The sequence below is a fragment of the Porphyromonas miyakawae genome (genome assembly GCF_045865415.1).
Classification (GTDB): Bacteria; Bacteroidota; Bacteroidia; order Bacteroidales; family Porphyromonadaceae; genus Porphyromonas; species Porphyromonas miyakawae.
Genome location: NZ_BAAFSF010000004.1, coordinates 613,522 through 639,112, shown reverse-complemented (window position 1 = coordinate 639,112; position 25,591 = coordinate 613,522). Strand labels below are relative to the sequence as shown.

Below are 25,591 nucleotides of genomic sequence, written 5' to 3'. Positions count from 1 at the left end.
CGTGTCATAATGTTCAACGTATGCTCTGCACAAAATTACTATAAAATTACTATTTCAATTTGACAACGTCACTCATCTCTTTAGTCCTCTAATATATGGGCGATTTTGCCTGCGAAGTTTCCGTCGCCAAGCCGCCTCTTTCCAATCATCGTTGCTACTACCGAGTGGAAGGTCACCGACAATATCATCTACCAACTCATCGACAAGGTTGTCTCCCTCGTCCGCATCTGACTGTAACGGTTGAATAGTTGGAACTTCTTCTTTCAATTGAGAGGAAGAAATGCCATACAATGTTTCATCCATAAATGGATTGTAGGTCGGATTGGAGAGGTAGGCATTAAATGTATTGGCCGAGTACCCCTTGCCTAGTCGGGAGCCATTGAGTGCAATGCCATTCGCATCGTCTATGAACGTAATACCATAGATACGCCCGCTCTCATTCTTTCGGATAACCGTTCGCAAGCCTTGTTCTTCCAATCGATGTCGCAGTGCTTCCTCTGTCTGGGGAGAAGTACGCATTACTTGTAGGACTTTCTCCCTTACGGCTGGTATCAGTGGCTTGATAGCTTGCTTAGATTGTTGCATCCTATTCTGCACGGCTGTATAGCCCACACCACGACCGATCTCCGAGGCATGGATGGGTGTACTTACCTTATCGCCCTTATCATCAGTCGGTACATAGACCAGTCCATCGTACTTCTTCCCTCGAAACTCTGTTTTGACTTCTTCCACGGCAAGATTGTAGTGGGAAAGAATGGCATTGAGTTCTCCCAACGAACAGAAACGGTAATGCTTCAGAACAGAACGAGCTATAGATGCTACCTGCTCTTTGATATTTCCTTTTGCCATATCCACCTTTGAGAGCTCTTGTAGCGATTTATCTGTAATCTCTGTGCTGGAAATTAGATGGTACTTCTTCTCCAGCGCATCCGTAATTTTCTTGCTTCGTCTGCTTTCAAACTTGTCATTGATCTTTCGACCATCGCCATCTACCCGAAGCGATACGATGTGTATATGCTCACGGGCGATATCATTGTGCTTGAACACAATGTAGGGTTGCTTACCATAACCTAGAGCCTCCATATACTCCTTAGCTATCTGCGAGAGCATTTCATCGGACAGCTTCTCGTCTGGATGCGGATTGAGCGAGCAATGGAAGACCGTTTTCTTTGTTCGACACTTTTCGGGTATCAATGCCTGCATATCTGCAAGCACTTCCGACATCGTATATTCGCCCGCACTATTTTGGTACAAGCCATGTGCCAGTAGGAGTGTTGCTCCCTTCTTATTCACCTTCTTGAAGTTGTAGCCGAGTGCACCCCCGAGGTTCTCCGTTGCTGAAATCTTGGCAATCATTACTTGCGGTAATCAATGGTCAGAGAGACAGCCTGCTCCTGCAAAGCAATAATCTGAGCTGGTCGGCTCTATTCCGATTATCAAGGGGGAGAAACTATTCGCAAAGGAGAGTTTTGGGGTAGGTCTTGCGTTCGCACACTACTTCAAGCGGGCGAACTACGCTTTTCTCTTGGCGGAATATGAGCAGCAAGGGTTGACTTATCGCTCTTACAATGTTCCACTACATGATGCGCTCCTGCATTTCGGCTATATGCACCCGATACTCTCAGATAGGGGGAAGAATGTCTTTGGCTACTTGGGACTATCCGCTCTCTGCGGTAATGAAGAGCTGAACGAGGATAAACGGTTGCTACCCGATGGGGCTACACTCCTGGATCGGTCTCGCTTTACTTATGGTGGGGCGATACATAGCTCGGTGGAACTGTTCCTTACAGACAATCTGCTCTTCGTCCTCAAGGCTCAAGGGCGACTGCTCTTCGGCTCTGACCTGCATCGTTTTCGTCCTGCTATCTCAGCAGGACTCAAGTTCAATATCTAACTACCAACAACAATGAAAAAGTTCCTAGTGAATACGATATGGGCTGTTGGGGGGATTGCCCTCGCCCTCTTTTGTCTATCTGCTTGTACTCGTGAGCTGGATGTGCAGCAGGCTTACGACTTCTCGCTTGAAGTGATGCCGGTGCAGAACTCCATAGCTAAGGGGGAAACGGCTGAAATACGCTGTAGTCTCAAAAGAAGTGGTCGCTTTGCCAATACGCAATACACGATCCGTTACTTCCAGCCAGATGGCAAGGGTTGCTTGAAGATGGATGATGGCACTGTATTCAAACCGAATGACCGCTATCCGCTCACAAGAGATACCTTCCGTCTCTATTACACCTCACTCTCCACTGACCGCCAAACGATTGACATCTACGTGGAGGACAACTTCGGACAAGTCCAGCAACGGACTTTCAACTTCAACAATGAAAGAGAGGATAAACCAAAATCATCAATAGAAATACAGCCAACTTAGGAAGAAGTGTAATCTTCTTTGATTGCGACTTTCTTTTGCTTCTTTGCTTTGGTCGCCTGCTCGTACTCAAAGACAAAGAAAAGAAGCCCCCGAAAGTGTTGCCGTCTGTCGGCTACCTTTTGGGGGCTTTTGTTATTGAATCTACGAACAAGGTTCCGAATCTTCGTCCTTTTACTTACCTTTGAGACAAACAAAGAATAAAGAGGATATGGCAAGAGCTACAACAAAGGCGGATTTGATGACATCTGCGAATCAACAATTTGTGAAGATGTGGAAGCTCATCGACAGTATGAGTGAGGAGCAACAAGCGACCCCTTTTGCAGTTGAAATGACTACAAGCGGTAAGGAGACACATTGGAGAAGAGACAAGAACCTAAGGGATGTACTTGTACACTTGTACGAGTGGCATAATCTGTTATTGAATTGGGTTCAAGCCAATAGCAATGGGGTGCCTAAGCCTTTTCTTCCCGAACCTTACAATTGGAGAACCTACCCAGCACTGAATGTCGAGTTTTGGAAGAAGCACCAAAGCACATTGTTGGCGGAAGCAAAGGAAAACTTGAAAGCGTCTCATAATGCTGTAATGGCTTTGATAGGAAATTATTCCAATGATGAACTTTTCTCCAAAGGCTCATTGCCTTGGACTGGGACATCTACACTCGGAGCATATTGTGTCTCGGTAACGGCAAGTCACTACGATTGGGCGATGAAGAAGATAAAGAAGCATATCAAATACTTGAAATAAACTTAGTGGAAAAGAGCCGACAGCTCCTTTACCGATCTTCATCGTACAACTTCCCGTATCAGTTGGCTATGGGCATTGACAAGGCTCTCAATTTGCTCGTGGTATGGGGTGTTTTGGTTGCACACACCACGGCTCTGTATCACTTGGAGTGTGTCCAGAGAGACTTCTATCGTCTCTATTCGTTTGCCCTCAATGGTAGCCGACAGGATTAGTGAGTTCTCTTTGAGATAGTACTCATTTGAAAATAGGCAGTGATGCAATTCAGCTCCTTCCTCTATATACTCCTGCACGCTCTCTAACACGTGTACTTGGATTGTGCCGTCCGTGAAACAGATGCCGAAGAACTTTGACTTGAGTTCACGAAAACGCGCTTCGTCCGCCATTGCCTTTTCCCGCTTTCGCTCCATCGCCTCCCGCTCACGCTGTCTGCGCAGCTCCGCTTCTCGTTTGTTATGCTCTCCTCTGAGGTCGGAGGGGCAGATGTATTTCGGATTGTGGATGTCCTTACCCAATCGTTTGAGCATATCTACATAGTCACACCATAAGGCAATGTCGCTTATTATGTAGTGGTGACGAAGTGTCAGCTTGTATGAGTTCCAATAGTTGTCAAGTCCTTTGCCCCTTGATAGGAGGTGTCTTAAATCTTTATATCGTCCTGCTTTCATCATTGTTTCTGCACGACTATCAGTAAGTAGAGCTGGGATGAGTTGAGTAGGTGCTATGCCGTGAAACTCTCCGTTGAAGCCATTCCTATAAAGCGTATTCGTGACCTTTAGCTTCGGATATATCTGCGAATAGGCTACATATCGGTAAGCTTCGCTATCGTTACGGATAGCCATCGGAGAGCAAAAAGAAAAGCTATCAATATAGTGTCCAAAAGTTCGCTGTATGGCTACTAATGCTTGTCTCACTGCATCGTTCCACCAATAATGCCCAATCTCAATGACAGAGCTCTGTGCTCTGCAACCTTTCTCCATTTCAGCCACGAGGAGGAACATCCGCAACACTTGATACGCACCACAAGTGGTTAGTAGCGTGAAGTACTGCTTCTGTTGTAACTTACGCGCTCTTGTTGTCTTGACTTGCAACCTTGCCCTACATTGAGGGCAAGTGCAAGTATCTATAGGCTGCTCTAAAGTCCAACTATAACCACAATCCATACAAGTCGTACGACCTTTAGGTAAGCGGAAGGCAAAGTGGTCTATGCACTCTTGGAATGCCCACTGACGCTGTGCTTTTGTTATTGGGCATAGTTTCGTACTCAGTGCCATTACGGTTTTCTCAAACTTGTTCCTAGGTTTCATAAGGCAAGGGTGTCAAATAGTGTGGGTTGCAGTTGTGTAGAAGATGTTTTACGGTTGTAAAAATTAGTGTAGCAGAAAATGACCTTTTGGCGAATACCTAACACCACCTATAGGTATTCATCGGTAGTCAGTGTAAACGAGAAAAGTCGCTGTAGAAGCTTGTTCTACAACGACTTTCCCTTGATTTGAAGCCTTATTTGAATACCTTGTTGAAACTCTAAATAAGACCTCTTGCGGAAGCGGGGGGAAATGAACTTACGCCCATAACTTCCTATGTCTCACTCTCTTTATATACTCTCTAAAATCCCTGTAGCCAAATTGTAGCCAAGACGGATATTTTTGAGAGTCCGTACAGAGTACACTTACTTTGTGTTATCCGAGTTCAAAAGTACCATTTTTCTGAACAATCACCAAATTCTTGGTTTCATCACCCTTCGGAGAGTAGTATGGCTACACTGCAAGTGCACGGTGCAAGTCCCCTATATATAGAGGGATCTTGCACCGTGCACTTGCAGTCCCTTACCTCCTCTCACGAACAGATGCCTATAATGGTAATACTTTACCCAACAATAGTAATATGATATTCGTCTAAACGTCTAAACATTGGGAACTTTGCAGCGCAGCAAGTTGCTGTGGTAAACCATAAAAAGTAGCCTAATGAAAGAAACAGCTAAGCTATACATAGTCAATCCGTCTCTTGAGGATATCATTCGTAGTTCGAATAACCTCAAGTCTCAAGCTTTCATAGCTGAGATGGATGTCTCCAACTTTAGAAAATCAATGACTCTTAGTGGCGGTCAGCAATTAAGGACCTTCCTCAAAATCGCTCAAGCAGCTAAGAAAGATGTCATTTTTCTGATGATTGATGCAGATGTTGTAGAGCCCATAACAGGACCTTTGAGCTTGCAAAACAATGTACACTATACGCTGACTCAAGAACAGTTCTTCAAAGTGTTGGACAGCATCTATGGACGCGAAAGACAATCCATTCTTAATGCTCTAGTGAGAGAAGTCGTGAACTACATGATGGGACCCAACCTTGATCTCTCCAAGTTTATCTCTCAAGTTGAAGACTACCTTAAGTGTCTTAAAGCAGGATTACAAGACGAATCATATGGATTACAATCAGACGCAATTGGAAATACTTCAAGAGATTCAGTCTCTTAGATCTGCAATAGATAAGGTGTCGGGCTTTATTGCGGAACTCAAAAGTGACTATGAAGTCCTTGAAGAGAAAATAGAGCTTAACTCTTCTGATGTAATGAGAATCCTTGGTGTTTCAAGAGCTTCATTAGCTCGCTGGCGAGAGGCGAATGCAGTTCCTTTTCGTTACGTATCAGCTAATCATGTGGTCTATCCTTTCAAAGGCCTTTACATCGCAGTGAAGACTGGTCGAGCAACATTCAAAGGCTTCAGAAGGATTGAGGCAATACAAAGACTAAATGCGTACAAAGATGGCATCATAAAGGGGTATCTAGGTGAAAATAAGCCTGAGATGTTGTTTGAGGAGCTATGAATATCAAAGAAGAAATACTTGGTCGCACGAATAGAGGCTTGGATGTATTCACCTACTATATGCCTATGGACTTTGTGCCTAAGCGGAATTTTCGCAATCCTTTTTATGAGGATAAAAGAGCTTCGTGTAACATTTACTTTGATAGCAAGAATGACTGTTACCGTATGAAGGACTTTGGGAACGAGCTTTATTCTGGAGACTGCTTTTGGTTTGTAGCAATGGTTGCTGGGCTTGATGCCAAGCGAGATTTTCGCAATATCCTACAGATGATAAATAGAGACTTGGGGCTAAACCTTAGAGTTGGTCAAGATTCTTCGATATCAAATATGCCCTCCAAAAGCTACAACGACAAAACGATGTCTAAAGCCACGGTTGCACCTCCTAAACGATTTGAGTTCACACCAAAAACTTTCGGACAACGAGAACTCCTCTTTTGGTTCCGTTATGGGATTACAGAAGAGGTGCTTCATCGTTTTCATGTGAAAGCATTGACTTGCTTTAAGTCAATCAATCGTGAGGGGAAACCCTACTCAATATATTCTAATGATGAGGAACCAATGTTTGGCTATGTAATGCAAGGCTTCATCAAGGTTTATCGGCCTCACAGTAGTATCCGCTTTCTCTATGGTGGGGAGAAAGTCGAAGATTACGTTTTTGGATTGGAACAACTATCTAGTAAAGGTGATGTAGTCTATATAACAGGTGGTGAAAAGGATGTGATGAGTCTTTCTGCTCATGGCTTCAATGCTATTTGCTTGAATAGTGAAACAGCCGATATTCCAAAGTCTCTGATGGAACTCTTGAGTCGACGATTTAGGCATATCGTCATCCTTTATGATGTAGATGAAACGGGTATTCGGGCTTCATTTAAGGTGTTACAAACCTTTTCAGAACTGCCTATCCTTAGGCTAGAACTTCCACTAGACGGAGGAAAAGCGCAGAAAGATATATCAGACTTTTTCTCAATGGGGCGAATAGCAAAAGATCTCAAGGAGCTATTAGCCAAGGAACTGAACAAACTATATGCAAACACGCTAATGATGATGAAATCCTGTGAGATTGATTATGATAACCCACCTGAAGCTTCCCACCCCATTGTGTCCGTTAACGGTGTTCCATTAGGAACTCAAGATAACCTTTTCTGTATTACTGGCGGTGAGGGCACAGGAAAGAGCAATTACATCTCTGCTATTCTTTCTGGAGTTATAAACGAAGAAGCATTAGACCCAGAGACAACCTTAGGGCTACGGATTGCAGCCAATCCTAGGCAGTTAGCTGTTCTACACTATGACACGGAGCAATCTGAGGCTCAATTGCATAAGAATCTAGGTAGGACGCTCAAACGTGCAGGGTTAAATCGAGTTCCTTTATTCTTTCACTCATTTTACTTGGCTTCTCTTTCTCGCCAAGAACGCCTAAAGCTTATTCGGGATAGTATGGATATGCTTTATCACAAATACGGAGGTATTCAACTTGTAGTTATAGATGGGATTGCAGATTTAATCCGCTCTGCCAATGATGAGAGTGAGAGTATAGCTGTAGTAGACGAATTGTATCGTCTCGCGGGTATTTATAATACTTGTATCATCTGCGTGCTTCACTTCGTGCCAAACGGAGTGAAGCTACGTGGACACATTGGCTCTGAACTTCAACGAAAAGCAGCTGGTATCCTTTCGATTGAGAATGATGACAATCCTGAGCTTTCTGTGGTTAAAGCTCTCAAGGTGAGAGACGGAAGTCCTCTAGATGTGCCAATCATGCTCTTTGGGTGGGATAAAAAGCTTGATATGTTTACTTATAGAGGTGAAAAGTCCAAAGCAGAAAAAGAAAAGCGAAAGACAGTGGACTTGATTTCAGTGGCTAAAGAAATCTTGAAAGAGCAAAAACCGATAGCTTATAGTGACTTGGTGGTCTCAGTAATGGAGGAGATGGATGTCAAGGATAGGACGGCAAAAAAATATATTGCCTATATGAGAGAACAAAATATCTTATCTCAAGATAGTATGGGTAACTATGTAAAAGGCAAACTATGTCATACTTAGACTATCTTACAGAAGATCCTTGGCAAAAGCGTCTGTTCGATAAGCTAGCGAGCGTGGAAGAAAAACTAGACCACTTGTTGGTATTACGAGAGCAAGCCGTAGAAGCTGTTGTTAAGCCACCTCTCAAGCCTGAGTATCTTGACATCATCGATGTGTCTAGATTGCTAAAGGTTGAGCAAAAGACCATCTACAATTGGGTATGGGCGGGTAAGATCCCCTACCTTAAAGCTAATGGTCGCCTACTGTTCCTTCGTGAGGAAATCGATGAGATGCTACAAAAACGAGATGACTGGTAATCTTTTTTCTTTCAATCGGACTATTTTGTTGTGTAAGTACTTGCACTTACACAACAAAATGACTACCTTTGCGAAAAGGACAAGTAGCATGACAAGCAAGAGTATTAAAAAAAAGATTTTGGACTTTGAGATGGGGAAAGTTTTCCGACTGGAAGACTTAGAGCTTTCTCGTTCGGAGTACGATGCAGCTGTGGTAGCTTTAGGACGATTGGCTCAGGAGGGAGAGATCGAACGACTTAGCCCAGGAGTTTATTATAAGCCCAAGCAAACACGATTTGGGGTTGTCGGACCATCGATGGAAGAAAGATTCCGAGACTTACTCTATGACGGGAACACTCCTATTGGCTATTTGACAGGTCTCTATGCTTTCAACCTATTTGGACTAACGACCCAACACTCATCCATTCTTGAAATAGGAACTAATTTCCCGAAACGAAATACAAAGCGGGGGATTTATGCCATCCGTTTTGTATTACAGAAGAACCAGATCTGTCAAGACAACATTGATATGCTACGTCTTTTGGACTGTTTGAAATGGATCAAGAAAATTCCAGATACTACTGTTGACAAGTCGTATACTCTCCTAAAGAAGAAAGTCAGTGAATATGAAAAGGAAGATCATAAGCAACTAGTGGGACTTTCCCTAAATTACACTCCACTCACAAGAGCTTTGTTGGGTTCTATGCTAACAGATGAATCACTTGTGGCGACTTTACATCAGACATTAAACCCTCTTACACGATTTAGAATCGGACTTTCCTCCACTTTAGTGTCAAGCCAATGGAACATACAATAAGAGAGCCTTTACATTTAGACAGCGAGTCATTCAGAGACTTGCTACAAGCGTCTTCTGAGGATTTGAAAATTCCAGTCCAGTTGATCGAGAAAGATTATTATATCTCAGCAATACTCCGATCCTTATCTAAAAGCACCTACAGTCGGCAGATTGTATTTAAGGGAGGGACTTCATTGTCCAAAGCTTATCAATTGATTGACCGGTTTTCTGAAGATGTGGACTTTGCCGTCATCAGCGGTGATATGAGTGGTAATCAAGTCAAGATGCTATTATCTAAGCTGATGAAAGAGGTTACGGTGGATTTTACAGAAGATAAATCCTTTGCAGATATATCCAAAGGGTCAAAGTATAGGAAGCAAGCATTCTCCTATGATGCTCTAGTGGGGTTGGATGTTTCAGTCAATCCTATTCCTTCGAGAATTATCGTAGAGATTAGTGCGTTTGCCAATCCTTTTCCTTATGAAAAAAGGACGATAGAACCATTTGTGACTACTTATCTGAAGAAGCAACACTTGGAGGATGTCGCATCTCAATATCACCTTGAACCTTTTGAGTTGAATGTGTTGTCGCTGAAGCAAACCTTATGCGAGAAAACCGTTTCTCTCATTCGCTTCTCTATGAGCCAGGATCCATTGGCATCTCTTTCGTCTAAAATCCGCCATTTCTATGATTTGAATGCTCTTATGACTATCAAGGATTTGGAGGAGTATGTTTGTGGTGTAGAGTTTGTGCGTGATGTAGAAACTTTGGTCAAGCATGACCAAGCAGCATTTGACGAGCCTTTTGGATGGAAAGGTCTAAAAGACCTAACCCAATCGCCATTGGTATTGGATTTTGAAAAGTTATGGGAAGCTCTAACTCCTAGGTACGAAGAGAATTTATCTGCAATAGCTTATAGGGAAATTCCATCTTCAGAAAGGGTGAAGGTATCATTCTTGAAAATCTTAGACTCACTGAGAACGATTAACCTCACAAAAAGTAGCGGGTAAGGTTATCTATTACCGAAAATCATCTAAACTGATTCTATCGCAATTTCGGCTTGGATATAACCACTCGGCTCATTACTTCTCAATTGTCTTGATGAGTTTGAGTGAGAGGTTCTAATGGAAGCCTTTTAGATGTTGGCATAAAGGTCAAAATAGTTGGTGAAATACCCCTAAGTTCATTTAGCCCATTAATACGTGAAGTATGAAACTATTGTTTTTCGTCCTGCTCTAAACTATCCAGCTGGATTAGAACTTTATGAATCTGGGTATATGAATGGTAGTCCTCTGGGGTCTTTTGTGCGATTTCGTATAGCTGATCCGCATATTGAATGGCTTTTTGAAGATTGCCATTGGAAGTAAGGTACTGATACAGATTCGTTTTCTTGAAATACGCTTTACTCTTCTCGTATCCAGGCAAATACTTTCGCAGATCCTTCACCACTTCGTCACAGTTCCTATAGTTCTTAGTAGATAATGTCGGAAGAAAATGTATGAGGAACCAAAATTCGGTACAAGGGTTGGTCTCAAGGACAATGGCTCCTTCTTTTAGAAGCTTCTCTTTTTCTGCTTTATATGAAACCATCTCGTTGGGTTTAGTGTACATCACATCCATATCGATCAGACAAAAAACCTTGTCATACCCTTCTTTAATACATTGTCTTGCTTGCTTGAATATGTACCTCCAATCTGAGTGTTTGGGAAATGTGGGTTTTAGTTGGTACGAATATCGTTTGAGTATGCGCATTGATTCAAAATAGAACCACTCAGTTTCGCCTTCACCTATAATCGCAACACTTTTCTTTGTCATAACTCAATCTTCATTTATGTCTAGATATTGAGATCCCAAGAATGGCAACGGAGCCAATTTGTTCTGCTTGTAGGCATTGTAGGGAGAAATATTCTTGTGCAATCCGTAATCAGAGAGACGAGTAAGCTTTGTTGCAGCGTTCTCATCTTTTTGAGTGAACCACACTGTATCTCTGCGCACAAAATCCTCATTTAGAAGATTTAAGTCATGTGTTGTAAGTAACATTTGGGATGCGACTTCACTGCTGGCCAAAAAAGCTCGAAGGAAATAAGATAAGAGCTCATAGTGCAGGCTAGATTCAATCTCATCTATGACAATGATACTTTCCTGATGTAACACTTTGTATAGTAAGACAGACAATGCAAGCATTTGAAGCGTACCCGCAGACTCCAACTGTTCTGGGAGCTTATAAGCTCCCTTCGGGGTCGTATGGCTGAACACAAATTGTTCTTTCCGAATCACACCATCCTTGAGCCATTCCATTTTTACATTCTCAGAAATCGGAAGAGCCGTAATGAAGGAACTAAGAGTTTCATCCAAATGTATCTCTTCGTCTTCTATCTCTATGTCCGAAATGTTGAAATCAGAAGCTTTCAAAAATTTTCGGACAAATGTGGTAATTGCTCCTCCATTATCGTTGCTCAAGACATCTTTTGTATAGGATGCCACTGAAGAGGCTCCAGACAAAGGAGGGAAAAATTGCTCAGAAAAATATTGATAAACAGCATCCAATCGAGAGGGTTCTACATTACTTTTGCTCCATGCTGCCAAGACGGACATATTTCCAATTGTATTGCCTTCTATTGCTTGGCAACTCTTTTTACCCAAACCTAAGTAGCTTCCCCAATTAATGGTTTCAATATCAAGTTGCTCGTTGTGTCTGCGTTCATAGAGTAGAGCTGCCTTGCTTGATGGATAGTATTGTAGTTTTTCCCAATATATCCTCTTGCTGTCTGCCTCTAGTTGCAACAAGTATTTCTCAGCTTTGATATAGAACGATAACTCAAAGCGAGTTGGCCGTGTACGCGATTCTTCGTCCAATAAAAAAGGAATGATATCCAATGTTCGTGTCTTATCCTCCGTTGGCAAGCACAATATATTGCGTAAGGTATTTAATGCCTGCAACAAGTTTGTTTTGCCAGAAGCGTTTGCGCCATAGATAATTCCAACCTTCAGCAAACTCACTCCTTCCTTTACCTTATGAGTATACTCGTCTATAAAAGACTTGTCTCCAGTCGGTTCAAAACTGAAGGTAACAGGAGTAAGTATCGAGAGATAATTTTCAACTGTAAACGATGCGATCATAACTTCATTCTCTTTTTTATCTGGTGCAAAGTTACCTTTTTATTTCCACAAACAGATGCTCAAGTCAGAGAAAACGAATTATTTCTACGATTTCACGACTTTCAAGCACCATAAAAGCACATTAAAGTGCTGAGAATTGGATTGAGACTTCTATTTAGATAAACAGCTGAAGTCTTTCATTAGACCTAGAAATGTTTCATTGATTTGGGGGAATTACTCCGTGAGGGCTTCAAATTATCAAGAGAGTCTTTTGTGCTTTGGATAGCCTCTTGGTGGTCTCTGCTTTCTTCTACCTCTTTTTCAAGATTCTCGTTTTCTTCCTCTGGAGGAGAAAGCGTAAGGGCAATCTTTCTGTCCAGCTCGGCTGCCTCCCCTTTGAGCGCACGTAGTTCTTCCTCCTTCTTCCACGAGCTATTGGCAATGGCGGTGTAGACCTCCTTATTTGCTGAAACCTTTGCTATCTCCTTCTCGTGAGATTCGATCACCTTGGGAATGCGCTCTAAAGCATTGAAGAAGTTCAGACAAGCCAGCTTAGGATCATTTGCTAGCTTGCCGTTATTGTAGGTGTAGTAAATACTACCCTCGCCCTTTACGAAGAAGCGGTTTACCGATAGGTCAAATAAGTTCTGCGAGGAACTTTCCGTCTTGACCATAACAGAGAAGCCATAAAGCTCTCCAATCTTGTTGTACTCACCATTGGTACGAGCCTTTTCCTCTATCTCTTGAAGACGATGAGCAATCACTTTGATGTCAGAACAACCCTCTACGCCTTTAATTGAAAGTCGATTGACTGGGTTGCCTTCCGCATCTCGTTCCACTCGTTGCTCAAAGCAAGCGAGGTCTTTCTTCGCCTCTTGTATCTTTCCCGTGTGGTAAGAAAGTGAATGGTCAATCTCAGCCAACTTACCTACAGCCCCATTTCGCTCACGTAGGAAGTTCTTGCGTTCTGACTCTAATGCGGTAATCTTCTTATCTAGCTTTGCCTTTTCCAAAAGGTCTGTATTGCCCGATAGCACAGCTACATACTCAGAGAAGTTCATACCACTATCCTCGTCCATTGAGCCTTCATCGATGGTACGCATACCGAGCTGATTGCTCTTCAATTGATTGATGAAAAGCTGCTTGTTGTGTAGTAGGTTGAACTTATAGCTGTCCAATGAACGCTCCACTGCATATATAATCACATCGACCTTGTTGTCGGCAAACTCTTTGGCAACCAAATTGCCCTTTCGGATAGCTCGTCCGTTGCGCTGCTCCAAGTCTGACGGTCTCCACGGAGTATCAAGATGATGTATAGCCACAGCTCGTTGCTGGGCATTGACACCTGTGCCCAACATAGATGTAGAGCCGAAGATGATACGTATATCGCCCCTATTCATCGCTTCTACCATCGCTTTCTTCGCTTTCTCATTCTTGCACTCCTGGATGAACCGTATCTCGTGAGATGGGATGTGATACTCCTCTACCAACTTACGCTTAATCTCCGAGTAAACGTTCCACTCGCCTGACTTGTAAGTACCTAAGTCGCTGAAGACAAACTGTGTTCCCTTCTGCTCGTTATACTTCTGATAGTAGTTGTTGAGGAGCTTGGCACAGTGGCTGGCTTTGTTGTCTATATGGTCCGAATACTTTTCTAGATCTATCATTCTCATATCCAAGCTCATCTTGCGGGCATAGTCCGTTGCGATTAGCATCTTGGCTTTCTCCTCCTTTTCCGATAGCTCCTCTCGTCCTAAAAGGGTTGCATCCCCTGTCTTGGCAAACTCCATCAACTTGCCGATAAACTCTTCCTGCTCGGGTGTGGGCGGTATGTTATGCAATATCTCGTTCTTCTCCGGGCGGTCGATGCCGATATCCTTAGCGGTACGATAGTCACAAATCTCCGCATAGAACGCTGCCAGCTCTGGCACTTTGATAAAGGTCCTGAAGCGTTCCTTCTGTATGATGTCATTGGTGATGGAGAACTCGTAGTCGGTAGACTTCTTCGCAAAGACCGCAGCCCAAGCATCAAAGCTATTGATGCCTTGCTTTTCGAGTGCTTGAGGACGTAGGTACTTGAAGAGCAGATAGAGCTCTGTGAGTGAGTTGCTGATGGTTGTGCCACTGAGAAAAGTAGCTCCTAAGTCTTTACCCGACCGCTCCTGAATGGTACGTATGGCAAAGAGCATATTGAGTGCACGTTGTGACCCTTCTGGATTACCTAAGCCAGAGACTCGGTCGTGACGAGTGTTGAACATCAAGTTCTTAAACTGATGACTCTCGTCCACAAAGAGGTGATCGATGCCCATCATTTTGAAGTCCACAGCATCATCCTTACGCTCAGCAATACTATCTTGAATGCCTTGTAGTTTGGCTTCGAGGGTCTGCTTTCGCTTCTCCAAGCCCTTGAGCATCGCTCGGGAAATGTCCGCACCTTGCTGACGAAGGACTTCTAGGTTTTCCTCTATAGAGTCTTTCTCCTTTTGCAAGATTGCCTCCTGTATCTCTAGAGCTTGAGGTATCATTCCAAACTGCTCATGGGTCAATATGATGCAATCCCAATCGTTGTTCTTGATGTCGTTAAAGATGCGTTGGCGGTTTTGCTTATTGAAATCGTTCTTACCAGGATAAAGCACTCTAGCATTGGGATAAGCCTTTCTAAAAGTGTCGGCAATGTCGAAAACATTTGCTTTTAGTCCGATAATCATCGGCTTGTTTGCTAAGCCCAAGCGCTTCATCTCATAGGCTGCTGCACACATGATGAGGGTCTTACCAGCCCCTACTTCATGGTCACAAATCCCCCCGCCATTGGTTTTGAGCATCCATACGGCATCCTTCTGACTCTTATAGAGGTCAGAGATACCTAGTCCTTTCAGATTTAGGTCGGGAAAGGATTGATGCGCACCGTCAAAGTTGGGGCGCACGAAGCAGTTAAATAGCTTATTATATCTGTCGGATAGTTGTTGCTTAAAGCTCTCTGGCGTTCTGCCTAGCCAATCTACAAAGCCCTGACGTATCTCCTCTATCTTAGCATTAGCCATCTGTATCGCATGTCCATCACGTACTTTGATCGTTTTCGTCTCGCCTGTCTCTAGATCTCGTACCTCTTTATTCTTATTGATATCGGGGATGGTATTGTGTAGCGCATGCTTTAAGAGATTAAGTCCATCATAGCGTCTGAACTCTCCCTGCACAGCATACTTATGCCAAATGTTCCCATTGCGTCTATCACATTGCAAAACATATTCATCCATCGTACTCTGATAGGTGACGGTGATCTCTGTCTCAAAGAACTCTGAGGCAAAGGCGCTATAGACTTTAGCCGGTATCCACCGCTCCCCAAGGTTGAAGTCAAGCTCAGCAAAGGGTATCGCAGTAGGTGTGGCAGCCCGTAGGGCAGCTAAGCTTTGCTGTGCTTCTTCATGATCGGGATGCTCTAGTAGCCACGACTCAATCTGCTCGCTCTTCTCTATCACATTGCCTGAGATAAACTTGTCTGCCACCTCGTAACCATCTACTTCTGGATTGTAGTAGATACGCCCCTCTAAAGCTGAGACGATGTCACTCTCCTCCATCTCTGAGAGGAGCGAACTCATATAGTCTAGCTCCACAGAGCCATACTTATTCAGAGAAGAGACGAGAGCTTCCGTGGGGTCGGCAGCTACTGTCACCTCTGTAGTGGCAAAGGCGGTAGGATGGTCAAAGATGTCTGCCTTGATGTATTTCCCCTGATCGGATCGCTCTAAGAAGAGTATTTCGACCCCAGTTGCGTCCATCTTGATGAGGTCTGTATTGCTCTTCTGATTGAGATACCCCCAGCGACTGACGAAGTCGTCATAGAGCCGATTGAGCTTTATACGCTCCTCGCTATCCTCACATCTATTGTTCGCTTCGTAGTCGTATAGCCGATGATAATTCTCGCGTATCTCGATGTACGCTTTGAGCTTGGTCAGGCGCTCATAGGGTAAGTCCATCGGATGAAAGGTGGGCTGTCGCTTCAGATTGGAGAGATACCCCACTTGTCCATTTTGCAACACAATCGACCCATCTCGTAGATGCGAGTCAGGCAAAGAGAGGAATGGACGAGGTGAAGCATCAAATGACTTCTTAACCTCTGTAACTGGCTGTACTTCTCTCTCCCCTTCTGCAAAGTCAAATAGAGATGGCTGCTCGATTGAGGAGAGCTTGGTACTTCTTCTTGCTCTTGGACGCTTTACTGAGCTTTGCTTGGGTTTAGAAACTGTCTGTTGCTTATTGACCTCTTTGATCTCCTTGTTAACACGAGCTACCTCCTGCGTCCAGAGTTCGTACTCTTCGGGAGCAAACAAATAGCCCTCCTGTTCCAGCCCGACATCAGTTATATCCATCACGGGATGATGGTCGTCATCAAAGTAGACCATCTGTCCGCCCATCTCTCGTGGGGCTTCTAGGTCCGTACGTATATCCGCTTCATACTGATGCTGTAGCGTTAGAGCTGGCACACCTTCGGGTGCTGGTTCTAACATTGAAGAGGCTTGATCCTGCTGGATGGGTTCTACCACTTCATTCTTTTCAATGGAGTTGATGGAAGTTCCCTCTGAAAAGGACTCCTCAACGACCTCTTCCGCTTGGGTTTCTGTTTGTACCACCTCGTTAACTACAACAGTGGGAGCTTCTGCAACCACCTCTTTGCTATACCGTCCTTGGACAAGCTCTTCCAGCTCGGCTATCTCATGCAGTGCAGTAGGAGAAAAGTGAAGGTCACGCTCAATCCCCAAGCCATGTATCTTGACCTCTTTCATTTCGTCCAAGGAGATGTAGCCGAGCTCCCAACCGTAACCCATTGTAACTGCTCCAAACCCAAGACGTTCCTCTGGGTTGTACTCTAAGAGGTAGGCTGTATAGGCTCCCAGCGGGAAGAAGTATCGTACATAAGCTGTGCGGTCACCAATGAGTTGCTTCTCGGAGTCATATAGCTTGGGTAGTTGACTCTTGATGCTATCAGGCATTAGATCATAAGCGTTGTCTGTTTCTTGCTCCTCGTCTACTTTAGGCTCCACCCCAGGCAATCCGACCGTTACGCCCAGTTTACGCAATTGCTTCTCGGCTTCATTCTGTCGCTCTTCTTCGCTCATCGCTATTCTCGTCTCATAGAGCTTGCGGTCAAAACGTGCTCTCACATCTTGCGTGAGCTGTATTCGGAGGCTTTCAGCCATATCCTCTGTAGTTCCCTCAAAGCGATACTTCCAAGTTGGCTTGCCGTAAGGGTCTCTACCCAGCTCACGACTGGTGGCTATGGTGCGAGGTGCCACATCATCCCACGAGCCCTCGAAAAGTGAGTTGTGGTTGAATGCCATAGTAAAACCATCCCCCTTGGGTACGGCGACTGTCTGAACAAACTGCTTCTCCAGCTCCTCGCCAATCTCCTTGCCCGACTGCTTCTGCAGGACAATCAAGTCGCTTCCTACTTCAGTTCCTGCTTGCTCGCTAAACATACCTGATGGCAGACGGATAGCAGAGATGAGTCGGCTGTTTTGCATCAGATAGCGTCTGATTGGCTCATGTAGTGCAGCATCGAGTACGCCTTGTGAAGTGATAAATGCAATGAGACCACCCTCTCTAGTGCAGTCCAAGCCCTTTACGAAGAAGTAATTATGAATGGCTCGTGTTGACTCCTTTTTGAAGAGATCATTCCCCCTACTATACTCACGGTCATAGACCATAAAGTCTCCAAAGGGGATGTTGCTGGTTACGAGGTCATACTTCTCCGCCTCTTCTAGGGGTGCTATCGCTTCAAAGGGTTCATTTCGCACGAAGATGTTGCCCTCGCCATAAGGGTGCAGCGCTTGACTGATGCGAGCCGTGAGCAGATCTTTCTCCAAGGCATCAACAATGCCCACCTGCTTGGCAAATGTTTCGGCAAAAGCACCCATCCCCGAGGAGGGGTCGAGGCACCGTTTGAGCGTCACACCACTTGTTGCTAGAGCATCTGAAATAGCAGAGACGATACGTCTATCTGTATAGAATGAGGTGAGGACACTCGCCTTGATGCTCTCCCAGTACCGCTTGGCGGTGTGAGCATCGACCGCTTCCCGATAGATCATCTGCTTGAGTTGTTGTGTCGGAGCGAAGAGTTCTTGCTCCGATTTGCTCCAATAGCGGATGTCCGCTGGTGTGTCTGTGCGGTTCAATACGCACTTCAGACCTCCGAAGCCTTGGTAGCCACGCAAGATGCGTTTCTCTGCTTCGGTAGCTGGACGATGCTCTTTTTCTAATCGTAGCACCACGCGGATTGCTTCTGCATTTGCCGCCAAAACTGCTTTCTTGTTGTATGCCATAGAGGTACTCTGTTTGTTGATGATAGTTGTTAGCCATGGAGGGAGGAAGTCAATCCCACGAAATGGATTGAGTATACCTTCCACAAGAATGGAAATACGATTACTTGATGTCTTTGCTCTTCACGTGAATTGGTGGAGTCTCGTCTGAGTGGAAATGTTGTCCCCCCCTGTCACTCCACAGTTTCATCCGTATGGGAAAAGTTTCCCATAGGCTTGGCACTGGAGTTTCTTCCCTATGAAACTGTAGTTTCTCCTAGATGAAACTAGAGTTTCCTCCGTATGAAACTGTAGTGCCACCCCTTATTGGCACTCGAGTTTCTCCCCTATGGAACTACAGTGCCAAAGCGTATTGGCACTGCATCTCCCCGCTAAGAAACCACAAAGGCTCCCCAATCGGCTTCCTATTAACTACGATAAACAAGTAAGGAGTGTCGTGAGAGATAGTTGTGTCACTGAGCTAAGTCGCTTGTGCGGGCTATTACTTCTTTCTCTTTTGCTCGAATTCAAATTTGGTAGAACTATCCTCTTGTAGGACCAATCGGGCATTGAACTTCTTACCAGCCTTGCTCGTCAAACCTTTCAAGATAGGGGTACGTCCCTTGATTAGGAGGTCTCGGATATTCTCTTCGGAGAGATACGTACCGCATACTTCACGGAATATGTGGAAATCACAATCATCATTCTTGCATCTCGCCACCTTGGCATAGATCCCCACACTCTCACGACCACACTTAGGGCAGTGATATGTAAGGTACCTTTGCTGTCCAGGTGCAGGTGCGAGTGAGAGCAACTCCTCGCATATGGTGGAGACGTAGGAGTTGATGCCTTGTGCAAACTTACCAGCATCCATACTTCCTGCCTCGATTGCTGCTAGCGCCACCTCCCATGCTCCGGTCATCTCCGCATTGGCAATGCGTTTGTCCTTAACGATTTCATAGACGGCTAACCCTTTCTCCGTTGGAACTATGCTCTTCTTCTCCCTACGGATATAGTCACGTAGGATGAGTGTCTCAATGATGTTGGCTCGTGTGGCAGGTGTGCCTATGCCACACTCTGCCAAAGCCTTTTTACTTGCAACATCCTCTACCTCCTTGCCAGCATGCTCCATAGCAGAGAGCAGAGTCGCTTCTGTATAGAGTGGCTTAGGCTTGCTCTTTTGCTCGATTATGTCTGCTTGTTGCAGGGCTAGCGTTTGCCCCTCAGTCAAGTTGGGCAATGAGGACAAAATCGGCTCGTCCTCCTCGCTCTCTTTATGCTCTTGAGGAGTGGCACTCTGCACAGACTTCCAACCCAAAGAGACTTGACGGCACGCTTTCCAGACATAGCTGTTGGTCTCGTCCTTGAGTACTACCTGAATACGCTCCTCTTCTGAGTTTGCCGAGAAGGCTTCTGCGAAGCGGGTAACAATCATTTGATAGAGCGTGGTTTCATCTACTGACAATACCGATGCGGTTTCTCCTGTGGGGATAATGGCATGGTGGTCGGTAACTTTGCTGTCATCTACGGAGTGGCGATTCAGCTCTTGGGGTAATGGTGTGCCAATCTTGCGAAGGAGGTCGGGAACTTCCTCAAAAACATCTTCACTGATATATCGGCTACCCGTACGGGGATAGGTGGTGAACTTCTTCTCATAAAGCGACTGTGCGAGGGTGAGGGTCTTATCCGCAGAAAAGCCGTGACGTACATTAGCCTCCTTTTGCAGAGCGGTCAGGTCATACAAGAGGGGTGGAGCTGTATGCGTCACCTTTCTTGTGACCTCTGTGACCGTAAGCGAGCCGATACTGCGCAACGAAGTGAGCGCAGTCTGGGCAGTAGCTTCATTATCAAAGTTCTGTAGGCTCACGGCTTTGATGGATAAGTCCTCGTCCTCTATCAACGCAATGAGCTTCCAATAAGGGACAGAGGTAAAGTCTCTATGCTCCATATAGCGATGACACACCATGGCCAAAGTCGGGGTCTGCACTCGTCCTAGAGAGTAGCCTCCACGGTAAGCAATGGAGAGAGCTCGGCTGGCATTGATTCCCATCAACCAGTCAGCTTCTGCTCGTGCTTGAGCTGCGTAATAGAGATGGTCATAATGACTCCCTGGCTTGATATTCGCTAGTCCCTCTCGGATAGCTTTGTCAGTAAGAGAGGAGATCCATAGGCGATCAAATGGCTTGTGACTATTTAAGTGTCGGTAAATCCAGCGAAAGATGAGTTCGCCCTCTCTTCCAGCATCTGTTGCCACAATAATACGATCTGCCTGATTAAAGCAGGAGCTTATTGCCTTGAGTTGCTTGAGTGCTGCAGGGTCTTCGTGGTACTCTTTGTCCTTACGAACTTGTCGGACAATGAGCTGGAAGGGATTGGGGCAAATGGGCAACTCTTCTGCTTTGTAGTTAGAATAGCCGTAGGCTTCGGGCATGGCAAGTGTAATGAGGTGTCCCATAGCCCACGTGACGAGGTAACCGTTTCCCGCTAAATAACCATCTTGCTTTGTTGTTGCTCCAACGATTCGGGCTATATCTCGTGCTACCGAGGGTTTCTCAGCAATAATACATGTTGTCATAGTCTTTGAAAGGATTATGGGTTACATCTTACGTCCTCGAGACTTCTTCTGCTTGTTCTCGTCCTGCTTCTGCTTTTGTTCAGCAGTGGGTGCTGTTTGCCCCTTTTTCAGAGGCTCTTTCACCTGCTTTGTAGCTTCGTTGGTTTTGCCGTGATTATTCACGGCTACCTGCGTCTTGTGTTCTTCCGCTACGGCTTCGACCTTTTCCGTTCCTTGCTTCTTGTCAGGGTTCCACTTGTAGAAGCGTGGGCGGTTTTGCTCTTTGTCCATACGGACATAGGCATTGAAGGGTTGCCCCTCTTTATCGATCATGTTTTTGAGATAAAGTGTGCGACCGTTGTCTAAGGCTTCTCGTTGCTTCTCTGACAGCTCTAGACCACAAAGCTTGCGAGGTGCCTTGCCTTGTTGACGATCTTGTCGCTGTTCCTGACGCTCTTTGAGACTCTTGTTCTCTCCGAAGATGAACTCAATGCCTTTCTTCTCTGCATTGACCTGAAGTGTAGCATCGAAGGACTTGCCACTCTTAGCGGTCATACCTTCTACTTTCACCGCTTTGCCCTCCACTAGATCTTTGTATTGCTGATCAGAGAGCGTGACGCCTTTGATCTCTTGAGGAATGCTTACACGGTCGGCACGCAAGGCGATAATCTCATTGGTCTGTGGGTCGATGGAGACATAGGCTGCAAAAGGCTCTCCGCTCTTGGGTGTTACCTCGATGGTTTTGCCGAGATTGCCGGTTGCGAGTAGTTGCTCCTTCTCTTCGGGGGAAAACTTGTAGCCCATATAGGGATAGTCGAGCTGTGGCTCTTTGCGCATAGCGTGGATGGCCAACCCGATATTGCCCTCATTATCTGTGCGGAAGGCAAGGCGAGCCTCTGTGTAGATAGTTGTATCTCCTATGGGGATGGCTATGGTCACGAGGTTGCTCTTCTGCCAATTGAGCATCTTCTCTAGCTCACCACTCTGCTCTAACCGCTCACGGGAGAGTCCGAGACTGTCGAGCATCTTCCAGTCTACCTTTTCTGCATCAATGGCTGTGCTCTTTTTCTGCTGTGGCAGATAGTCTTCAAAGGGTACACCAACCTCTGCCAACTGCTGTCTGCTTTCAGGAGTCTCTCGGTTTTGGAGTAGAGTACGTAGGTTATCTACGCCTTGCTCCACATTGTTTGCCAACACTTTGTATAGCCCGAAATGGGAGGGGTTATTGAACTGCTTGAGAAAGTTGGTCATAAAGTTCTTCAGTAGTCCATCCTTGCTGTTGAACTTCAGAAATGCCGCTTGGTTGGCTTCAAGTGGCTCAGTTGTTTTGAGCTTGCCCTTATCATCGATCCCCGAAACCACGGAGAGCTTCCCCGCTTCTTGCGGGCTCTTTACCTCGGTGCGATCCTCTAAGACCAGCACGTAGTTGTCATTGCTATTTGCTTCCATAAATCACTCTGTTTGATTTGAATAATACCTTTCAGACAGCAAATATATAAGCTAAAATGACCTCTCCTAAGTCTCAGGGAATTATAAGGAAAGGTGGTGATGAAAAAGAAAATTCGCCCAAGATTTGGTAGTTTGATTTTTTATGTCAAACTTGGCACTCAGAAGGAACATTATTACAGTAGTACTAAGCGATGATAAGGGCAAGCTCGAAAAGACAAAGAGTCAAAGGAGCTAGTAACCAGCTAAATAGAACTTATTTCAGCCAAGAGAGAAGAGACTGGATTTTTCATTTTCAATCGGAACACAAAGAGCGGCAATACCCCTGACACACCAAACGCCCTCCGCTCCGCTACAGGCGTTTGGCTTAGTCTGTTACATTGCCGACGGGGAGTTTATCCGATTTGAAAAAGAAAAAAACAAGCCCGGGGTATACCACGACAAACTACCTCAAACTACCAGAGTCAACTAAAATCAGTATCTTTGAAAAGTCAAGACAACTCATTCTAGTATGACGACGAAAGCGATGTCAACCGAAATCAGTTTCAGCAAAAAAAAATAAGTCAACCATTTCCAGGGAACGACAATGTACCAGCAACAAATGAAAACCCCTCCACAAATCCCGTCAGATTATGGAACAATTGAATGATTTTTTCGGCAAGTTGTTTGCCTACCTCCGGGAACATCCGCAATACGGGCTTCTCGTGGCAATCCTCCTTGTAATCCTGTATCTCATAGGGTTGATTTTTGACTGGAAATGGACGCTGCTGCCGAGCGGGAACAGCGACTTTACTCAAATGTGGATTGACCTGTTTGGCAGGAATGCCATCCGGTTCGTGAAGGGTGTCCTCGCCGTCCTCCTGCTTCTTACCTTAGTTTACCTGTACTACCATTATAAATAATCCGCCTATGTCTTCGCCTTCCACCTCCCACGGTTACTTTGAAAGCGTCAGCACCCAGTTGTCCCTGAGTGTGGGCTCCTCGTTTGAGGGTGTTGCCGGCAATTCCTCCGCCAACGCCTCACAGGGCATCTCTGCGGGCGTGAGCGCCGTGGATATGGGCATGAAGGCGGGCATGGCACTGGCGGAAGCCAGGAATGAACACGCTATTGTCAGTTTCCGCTACGACAACATGGGGTTGCCCGTGGAGGAGCGGAGTAATGAACACGTTATCAAACGTACCTATGACAAGTCTGGACAGGAGTACCGTCTTTCGGACAAGGCGGGCAACCTCTTTGACGACCCTGACAGAAAGCTGCGCAAGTACCTCCGAGGAGGAAAGCTGGAGCAGTCGGGGGTATACATGATAGTGATCCTAAAGTTTCAAAAAAAACAAAGAAATGGCTGAAGAAGTACGGATGGAATTTATAACATTAAAAGTATACAAAAAAATCCTTACACCTGAGTTGTTTAGGGAAATAGAACGTGTAAATATCAAAGATGGAGTATTTGAGGAAATTCCATTGTTTTCACGATATAAGGATATCGATTTCTTAAAAAAATATATACCACCCGAGAAAGTGCTTGAATATTTACTTCACGTATCCTTATTCTTGCTTTATGATGTTAGTTTATATTTTGAGTATATAGCCAAAGTCAGTTCTAGTATATTCATTGGTATTACATTAGTCAATCCAGAAGAGGAAATGGATGATGTTGGTTTTTGTATCCCTAACATTCTAATTAGTACAAAAAAAACTTATAAGTTTTTGCAACATGGCACGCGGTTTAATGTGGATAAAAATGATGTTCTGAATAAACAATGGGGTATGGTAGGTATGAGCAATATGTATAAATTCTATAAAACCACTACTATTACTGGTGGAGAAAAAATAGAAAGAATATATATAATACCCCGCAAAAGGCTACATAAACGATAAAATAACTGAAATGTCTGTAAAGGGGCGAGGAAGTATGGTACCGCAGGCTTGACACGAACGGGAAGGTCATCGAGGAGCGGTCCATGCTCTATACTTCCTACAAGGATTACATCAAGATACCGTTCCTTTTCCAAGGACAGTACTATGACGGGGAAGTCAAACTGGCGTACAACAGGTTCAGATACTATGACCCTGAACTTGGAAGGTATATCTCGGAAGATCCTATACGCTTCGCCAGCGGAGCAACGGCTCTACATAGCTATGTTGAGGATTCTAATACTTGGACTGATACATTTGGCTTACGAGCTGGAAATACTTCTTTCTTACCGTCGGAACTTCATCCAGGAACAATCTCTGCAAAAAATCCAGGAGGAATATATAGAATTCCTGCAAGTGGAAATTATCATGATGATAAAGTTGCGTTGTACGCAAAAGCAGGGTTATCAGAACCTTTTAGTCCAGATTACATTGCACATCATATTAGTTACGATCCTGACACAAATTCAATGGAAATGCAACTTGTTCGAAGCGAAAGCCATCAGAAATTATCACATAGAGGAGGTGTTAAAGATCATGAAGAGTAAACTGAAAAAAATACAAACGAAATAGTTATGCTAAATAATTCATTTATAGATAAAATTGCAAATAAGAAGGTAATCGGGAGAAAAATGTCGTATGAGAACATTGTTCTGTTTTTTTGCAAATGGGAATTCCCGGGAAAAGATGAATACATGGAGTTTTTATTACAATTTAATGGATTATTTTTCCCAGATGGGTTAATCCTTAAAAGTGATTTAGATGTCGAGTTGGAAGTTGAAACCTTATACGACGTCAATGGTAGGCTTGAACGTTATTGGGATATTGCAAAGAAAAATCCTGAGCTACCAGATGACTTTACAACAAGACATATACCGATAGGAAATGATGCAGCAGGAAATCAATATTGGGTTGATTTATTTTCGGGCAAAATTTTATTCTTTGAAACAGAGTATGATTTCTCAGAAGGTTTACATGTTGTCTCTGACTGCTTTTGCACATTTTACTCGAATTTACGCCCTATGTAATGAAGGTTGTGTTTTTGGGGGAATCGTTTTGATCAAAGAGGCCGTTGATTCCTACTATGTAAGGATGGTACTGACCTACGAAGGCATCGACAATCTCCTCACCTACAAGAACGACCATCAGGAGGTGAAATACGGCTATGAGGGGATGTGGAAGCTCACACGCCGGAAGGATACCCGTGGCGTCATCTGTTTCCTGCATGACCGTGA

General features: G+C 44.6%; 21 protein-coding genes and 1 pseudogene. 14 read left to right on the top strand and 8 right to left on the bottom strand.

Annotation, left to right across the window (positions count from 1 at the left end):
- Positions 1-72: 72 nt before the first annotated feature.
- Positions 73-1,356, bottom strand: coding sequence for a conjugal transfer protein MobB (mobB, locus tag ACLWMH_RS08235; RefSeq protein ID WP_411916194.1), 1,284 nt, complete (start codon positions 1,354-1,356; stop codon positions 73-75).
- A gap of 55 nt (positions 1,357-1,411) precedes the next feature.
- Between mobB and ACLWMH_RS08230 the strand changes: the two are divergent.
- The 3 genes and pseudogenes from ACLWMH_RS08230 to ACLWMH_RS08220 all read left to right on the top strand — a co-directional run.
- Positions 1,412-1,894, top strand: a pseudogene (locus ACLWMH_RS08230) (conjugal transfer protein TraO); the annotation flags it as partial.
- Positions 1,895-1,906: 12 nt separating this feature from the next.
- Entirely contained in the window at positions 1,907-2,371 is a 465-nt protein-coding gene (locus ACLWMH_RS08225) for a DUF3872 domain-containing protein (protein WP_411916193.1), read from the top strand.
- A gap of 208 nt (positions 2,372-2,579) precedes the next feature.
- The gene (locus ACLWMH_RS08220; protein ID WP_411916192.1) at positions 2,580-3,116 is read left to right on the top strand and encodes a ClbS/DfsB family four-helix bundle protein; all 537 of its coding nucleotides are present in this window, start codon (positions 2,580-2,582) and stop codon (positions 3,114-3,116) included.
- A 38-nt stretch (positions 3,117-3,154) separates the two neighbouring features.
- On the opposite strand, the gene ACLWMH_RS08215 is transcribed toward ACLWMH_RS08220, so the two are convergent.
- Positions 3,155-4,420 carry a PcfJ domain-containing protein gene (locus ACLWMH_RS08215; RefSeq protein WP_411916191.1) on the bottom strand — a complete coding sequence of 422 codons (1,266 nt, stop codon included), beginning with the start codon at positions 4,418-4,420 and terminating at the stop codon, positions 3,155-3,157.
- 657 nt (positions 4,421-5,077) lie between these two features.
- Here ACLWMH_RS08215 and ACLWMH_RS08210 point away from each other — a divergent pair.
- The 6 genes from ACLWMH_RS08210 (at position 5,078) to ACLWMH_RS08185 (ending at position 10,059) form a co-directional block, all read left to right on the top strand.
- Complete coding sequence (locus tag ACLWMH_RS08210; RefSeq protein WP_411916190.1) at positions 5,078-5,587, top strand: hypothetical protein; 510 nt, start codon at positions 5,078-5,080, stop codon at positions 5,585-5,587.
- Positions 5,535-5,936: a hypothetical protein gene (locus tag ACLWMH_RS08205; RefSeq protein ID WP_039865881.1), complete on the top strand. Its 402-nt coding sequence runs from the start codon at positions 5,535-5,537 to the stop codon at positions 5,934-5,936. Before ACLWMH_RS08210 ends, ACLWMH_RS08205 begins: the two co-directional genes overlap by 53 nt.
- Complete coding sequence (locus tag ACLWMH_RS08200; RefSeq protein ID WP_411916189.1) at positions 5,933-7,978, top strand: AAA family ATPase; 2,046 nt, start codon at positions 5,933-5,935, stop codon at positions 7,976-7,978. The genes ACLWMH_RS08205 and ACLWMH_RS08200 overlap by 4 nt, the downstream gene beginning before the upstream one ends.
- Entirely contained in the window at positions 7,966-8,274 is a 309-nt protein-coding gene (locus ACLWMH_RS08195) for a helix-turn-helix domain-containing protein (protein ID WP_411916188.1), read from the top strand. Before ACLWMH_RS08200 ends, ACLWMH_RS08195 begins: the two co-directional genes overlap by 13 nt.
- Before the next feature lie 88 nt (positions 8,275-8,362).
- Positions 8,363-9,070 carry a DUF6088 family protein gene (locus ACLWMH_RS08190; protein WP_411916187.1) on the top strand — a complete coding sequence of 236 codons (708 nt, stop codon included), beginning with the start codon at positions 8,363-8,365 and terminating at the stop codon, positions 9,068-9,070.
- The gene (locus ACLWMH_RS08185) at positions 9,055-10,059 is read left to right on the top strand and encodes a nucleotidyl transferase AbiEii/AbiGii toxin family protein (RefSeq protein WP_411916186.1); all 1,005 of its coding nucleotides are present in this window, start codon (positions 9,055-9,057) and stop codon (positions 10,057-10,059) included. The genes ACLWMH_RS08190 and ACLWMH_RS08185 overlap by 16 nt, the downstream gene beginning before the upstream one ends.
- A 205-nt stretch (positions 10,060-10,264) precedes the next feature.
- Here ACLWMH_RS08185 and ACLWMH_RS08180 read toward each other — a convergent pair whose 3' ends face one another.
- The 5 genes from ACLWMH_RS08180 to ACLWMH_RS08160 form a co-directional block, all read right to left on the bottom strand.
- Positions 10,265-10,864: an RloB family protein gene (locus ACLWMH_RS08180; protein WP_300969744.1), complete on the bottom strand. Its 600-nt coding sequence runs from the start codon at positions 10,862-10,864 to the stop codon at positions 10,265-10,267.
- Positions 10,865-10,867: 3 nt separating this feature from the next.
- A complete protein-coding gene (locus ACLWMH_RS08175; protein ID WP_411916185.1) occupies positions 10,868-12,169 on the bottom strand; it encodes an AAA family ATPase in 1,302 nt (433 codons plus the stop codon).
- Between the two features lie 185 nt (positions 12,170-12,354).
- Positions 12,355-18,465, bottom strand: a complete 6,111-nt coding sequence (locus tag ACLWMH_RS08170) for a helicase-related protein (protein WP_411916184.1) — start codon at positions 18,463-18,465, stop codon at positions 12,355-12,357.
- 478 nt (positions 18,466-18,943) lie between these two features.
- Positions 18,944-21,016, bottom strand: a complete 2,073-nt coding sequence (locus ACLWMH_RS08165) for a type IA DNA topoisomerase (RefSeq protein WP_411916183.1) — start codon at positions 21,014-21,016, stop codon at positions 18,944-18,946.
- Positions 21,017-21,037: 21 nt separating this feature from the next.
- The gene (locus ACLWMH_RS08160; protein WP_411916182.1) at positions 21,038-22,444 is read right to left on the bottom strand and encodes a DUF4099 domain-containing protein; all 1,407 of its coding nucleotides are present in this window, start codon (positions 22,442-22,444) and stop codon (positions 21,038-21,040) included.
- 629 nt (positions 22,445-23,073) lie between these two features.
- Between ACLWMH_RS08160 and ACLWMH_RS08155 the strand changes: the two genes are divergently transcribed.
- From ACLWMH_RS08155 to ACLWMH_RS08135, 5 genes are all read left to right on the top strand, one after another.
- Entirely contained in the window at positions 23,074-23,343 is a 270-nt protein-coding gene (locus ACLWMH_RS08155) for an immunity 17 family protein (RefSeq protein WP_411916181.1), read from the top strand.
- Positions 23,344-23,401: 58 nt separating this feature from the next.
- Positions 23,402-23,788 carry a hypothetical protein gene (locus tag ACLWMH_RS08150; RefSeq protein WP_411916180.1) on the top strand — a complete coding sequence of 129 codons (387 nt, stop codon included), beginning with the start codon at positions 23,402-23,404 and terminating at the stop codon, positions 23,786-23,788.
- Complete coding sequence (locus ACLWMH_RS08145; RefSeq protein ID WP_411916179.1) at positions 23,781-24,320, top strand: Imm15 family immunity protein; 540 nt, start codon at positions 23,781-23,783, stop codon at positions 24,318-24,320. Before ACLWMH_RS08150 ends, ACLWMH_RS08145 begins: the two co-directional genes overlap by 8 nt.
- An 83-nt stretch (positions 24,321-24,403) precedes the next feature.
- Positions 24,404-24,904, top strand: coding sequence for an RHS repeat-associated core domain-containing protein (locus ACLWMH_RS08140; RefSeq protein ID WP_411916178.1), 501 nt, complete (start codon positions 24,404-24,406; stop codon positions 24,902-24,904).
- A gap of 27 nt (positions 24,905-24,931) precedes the next feature.
- Complete coding sequence (locus ACLWMH_RS08135) at positions 24,932-25,384, top strand: SMI1/KNR4 family protein (protein ID WP_411916177.1); 453 nt, start codon at positions 24,932-24,934, stop codon at positions 25,382-25,384.
- On the opposite strand, the gene ACLWMH_RS08130 is transcribed toward ACLWMH_RS08135, so the two are convergent.
- Positions 25,377-25,583 (bottom strand): hypothetical protein, encoded by a 207-nt coding sequence (locus ACLWMH_RS08130; RefSeq protein ID WP_411916176.1) that lies wholly within the window; start codon positions 25,581-25,583, stop codon positions 25,377-25,379. The two genes, ACLWMH_RS08135 and ACLWMH_RS08130, sit on opposite strands and share 8 nt — an antisense overlap.
- Positions 25,584-25,591 lie beyond the last annotated feature (8 nt).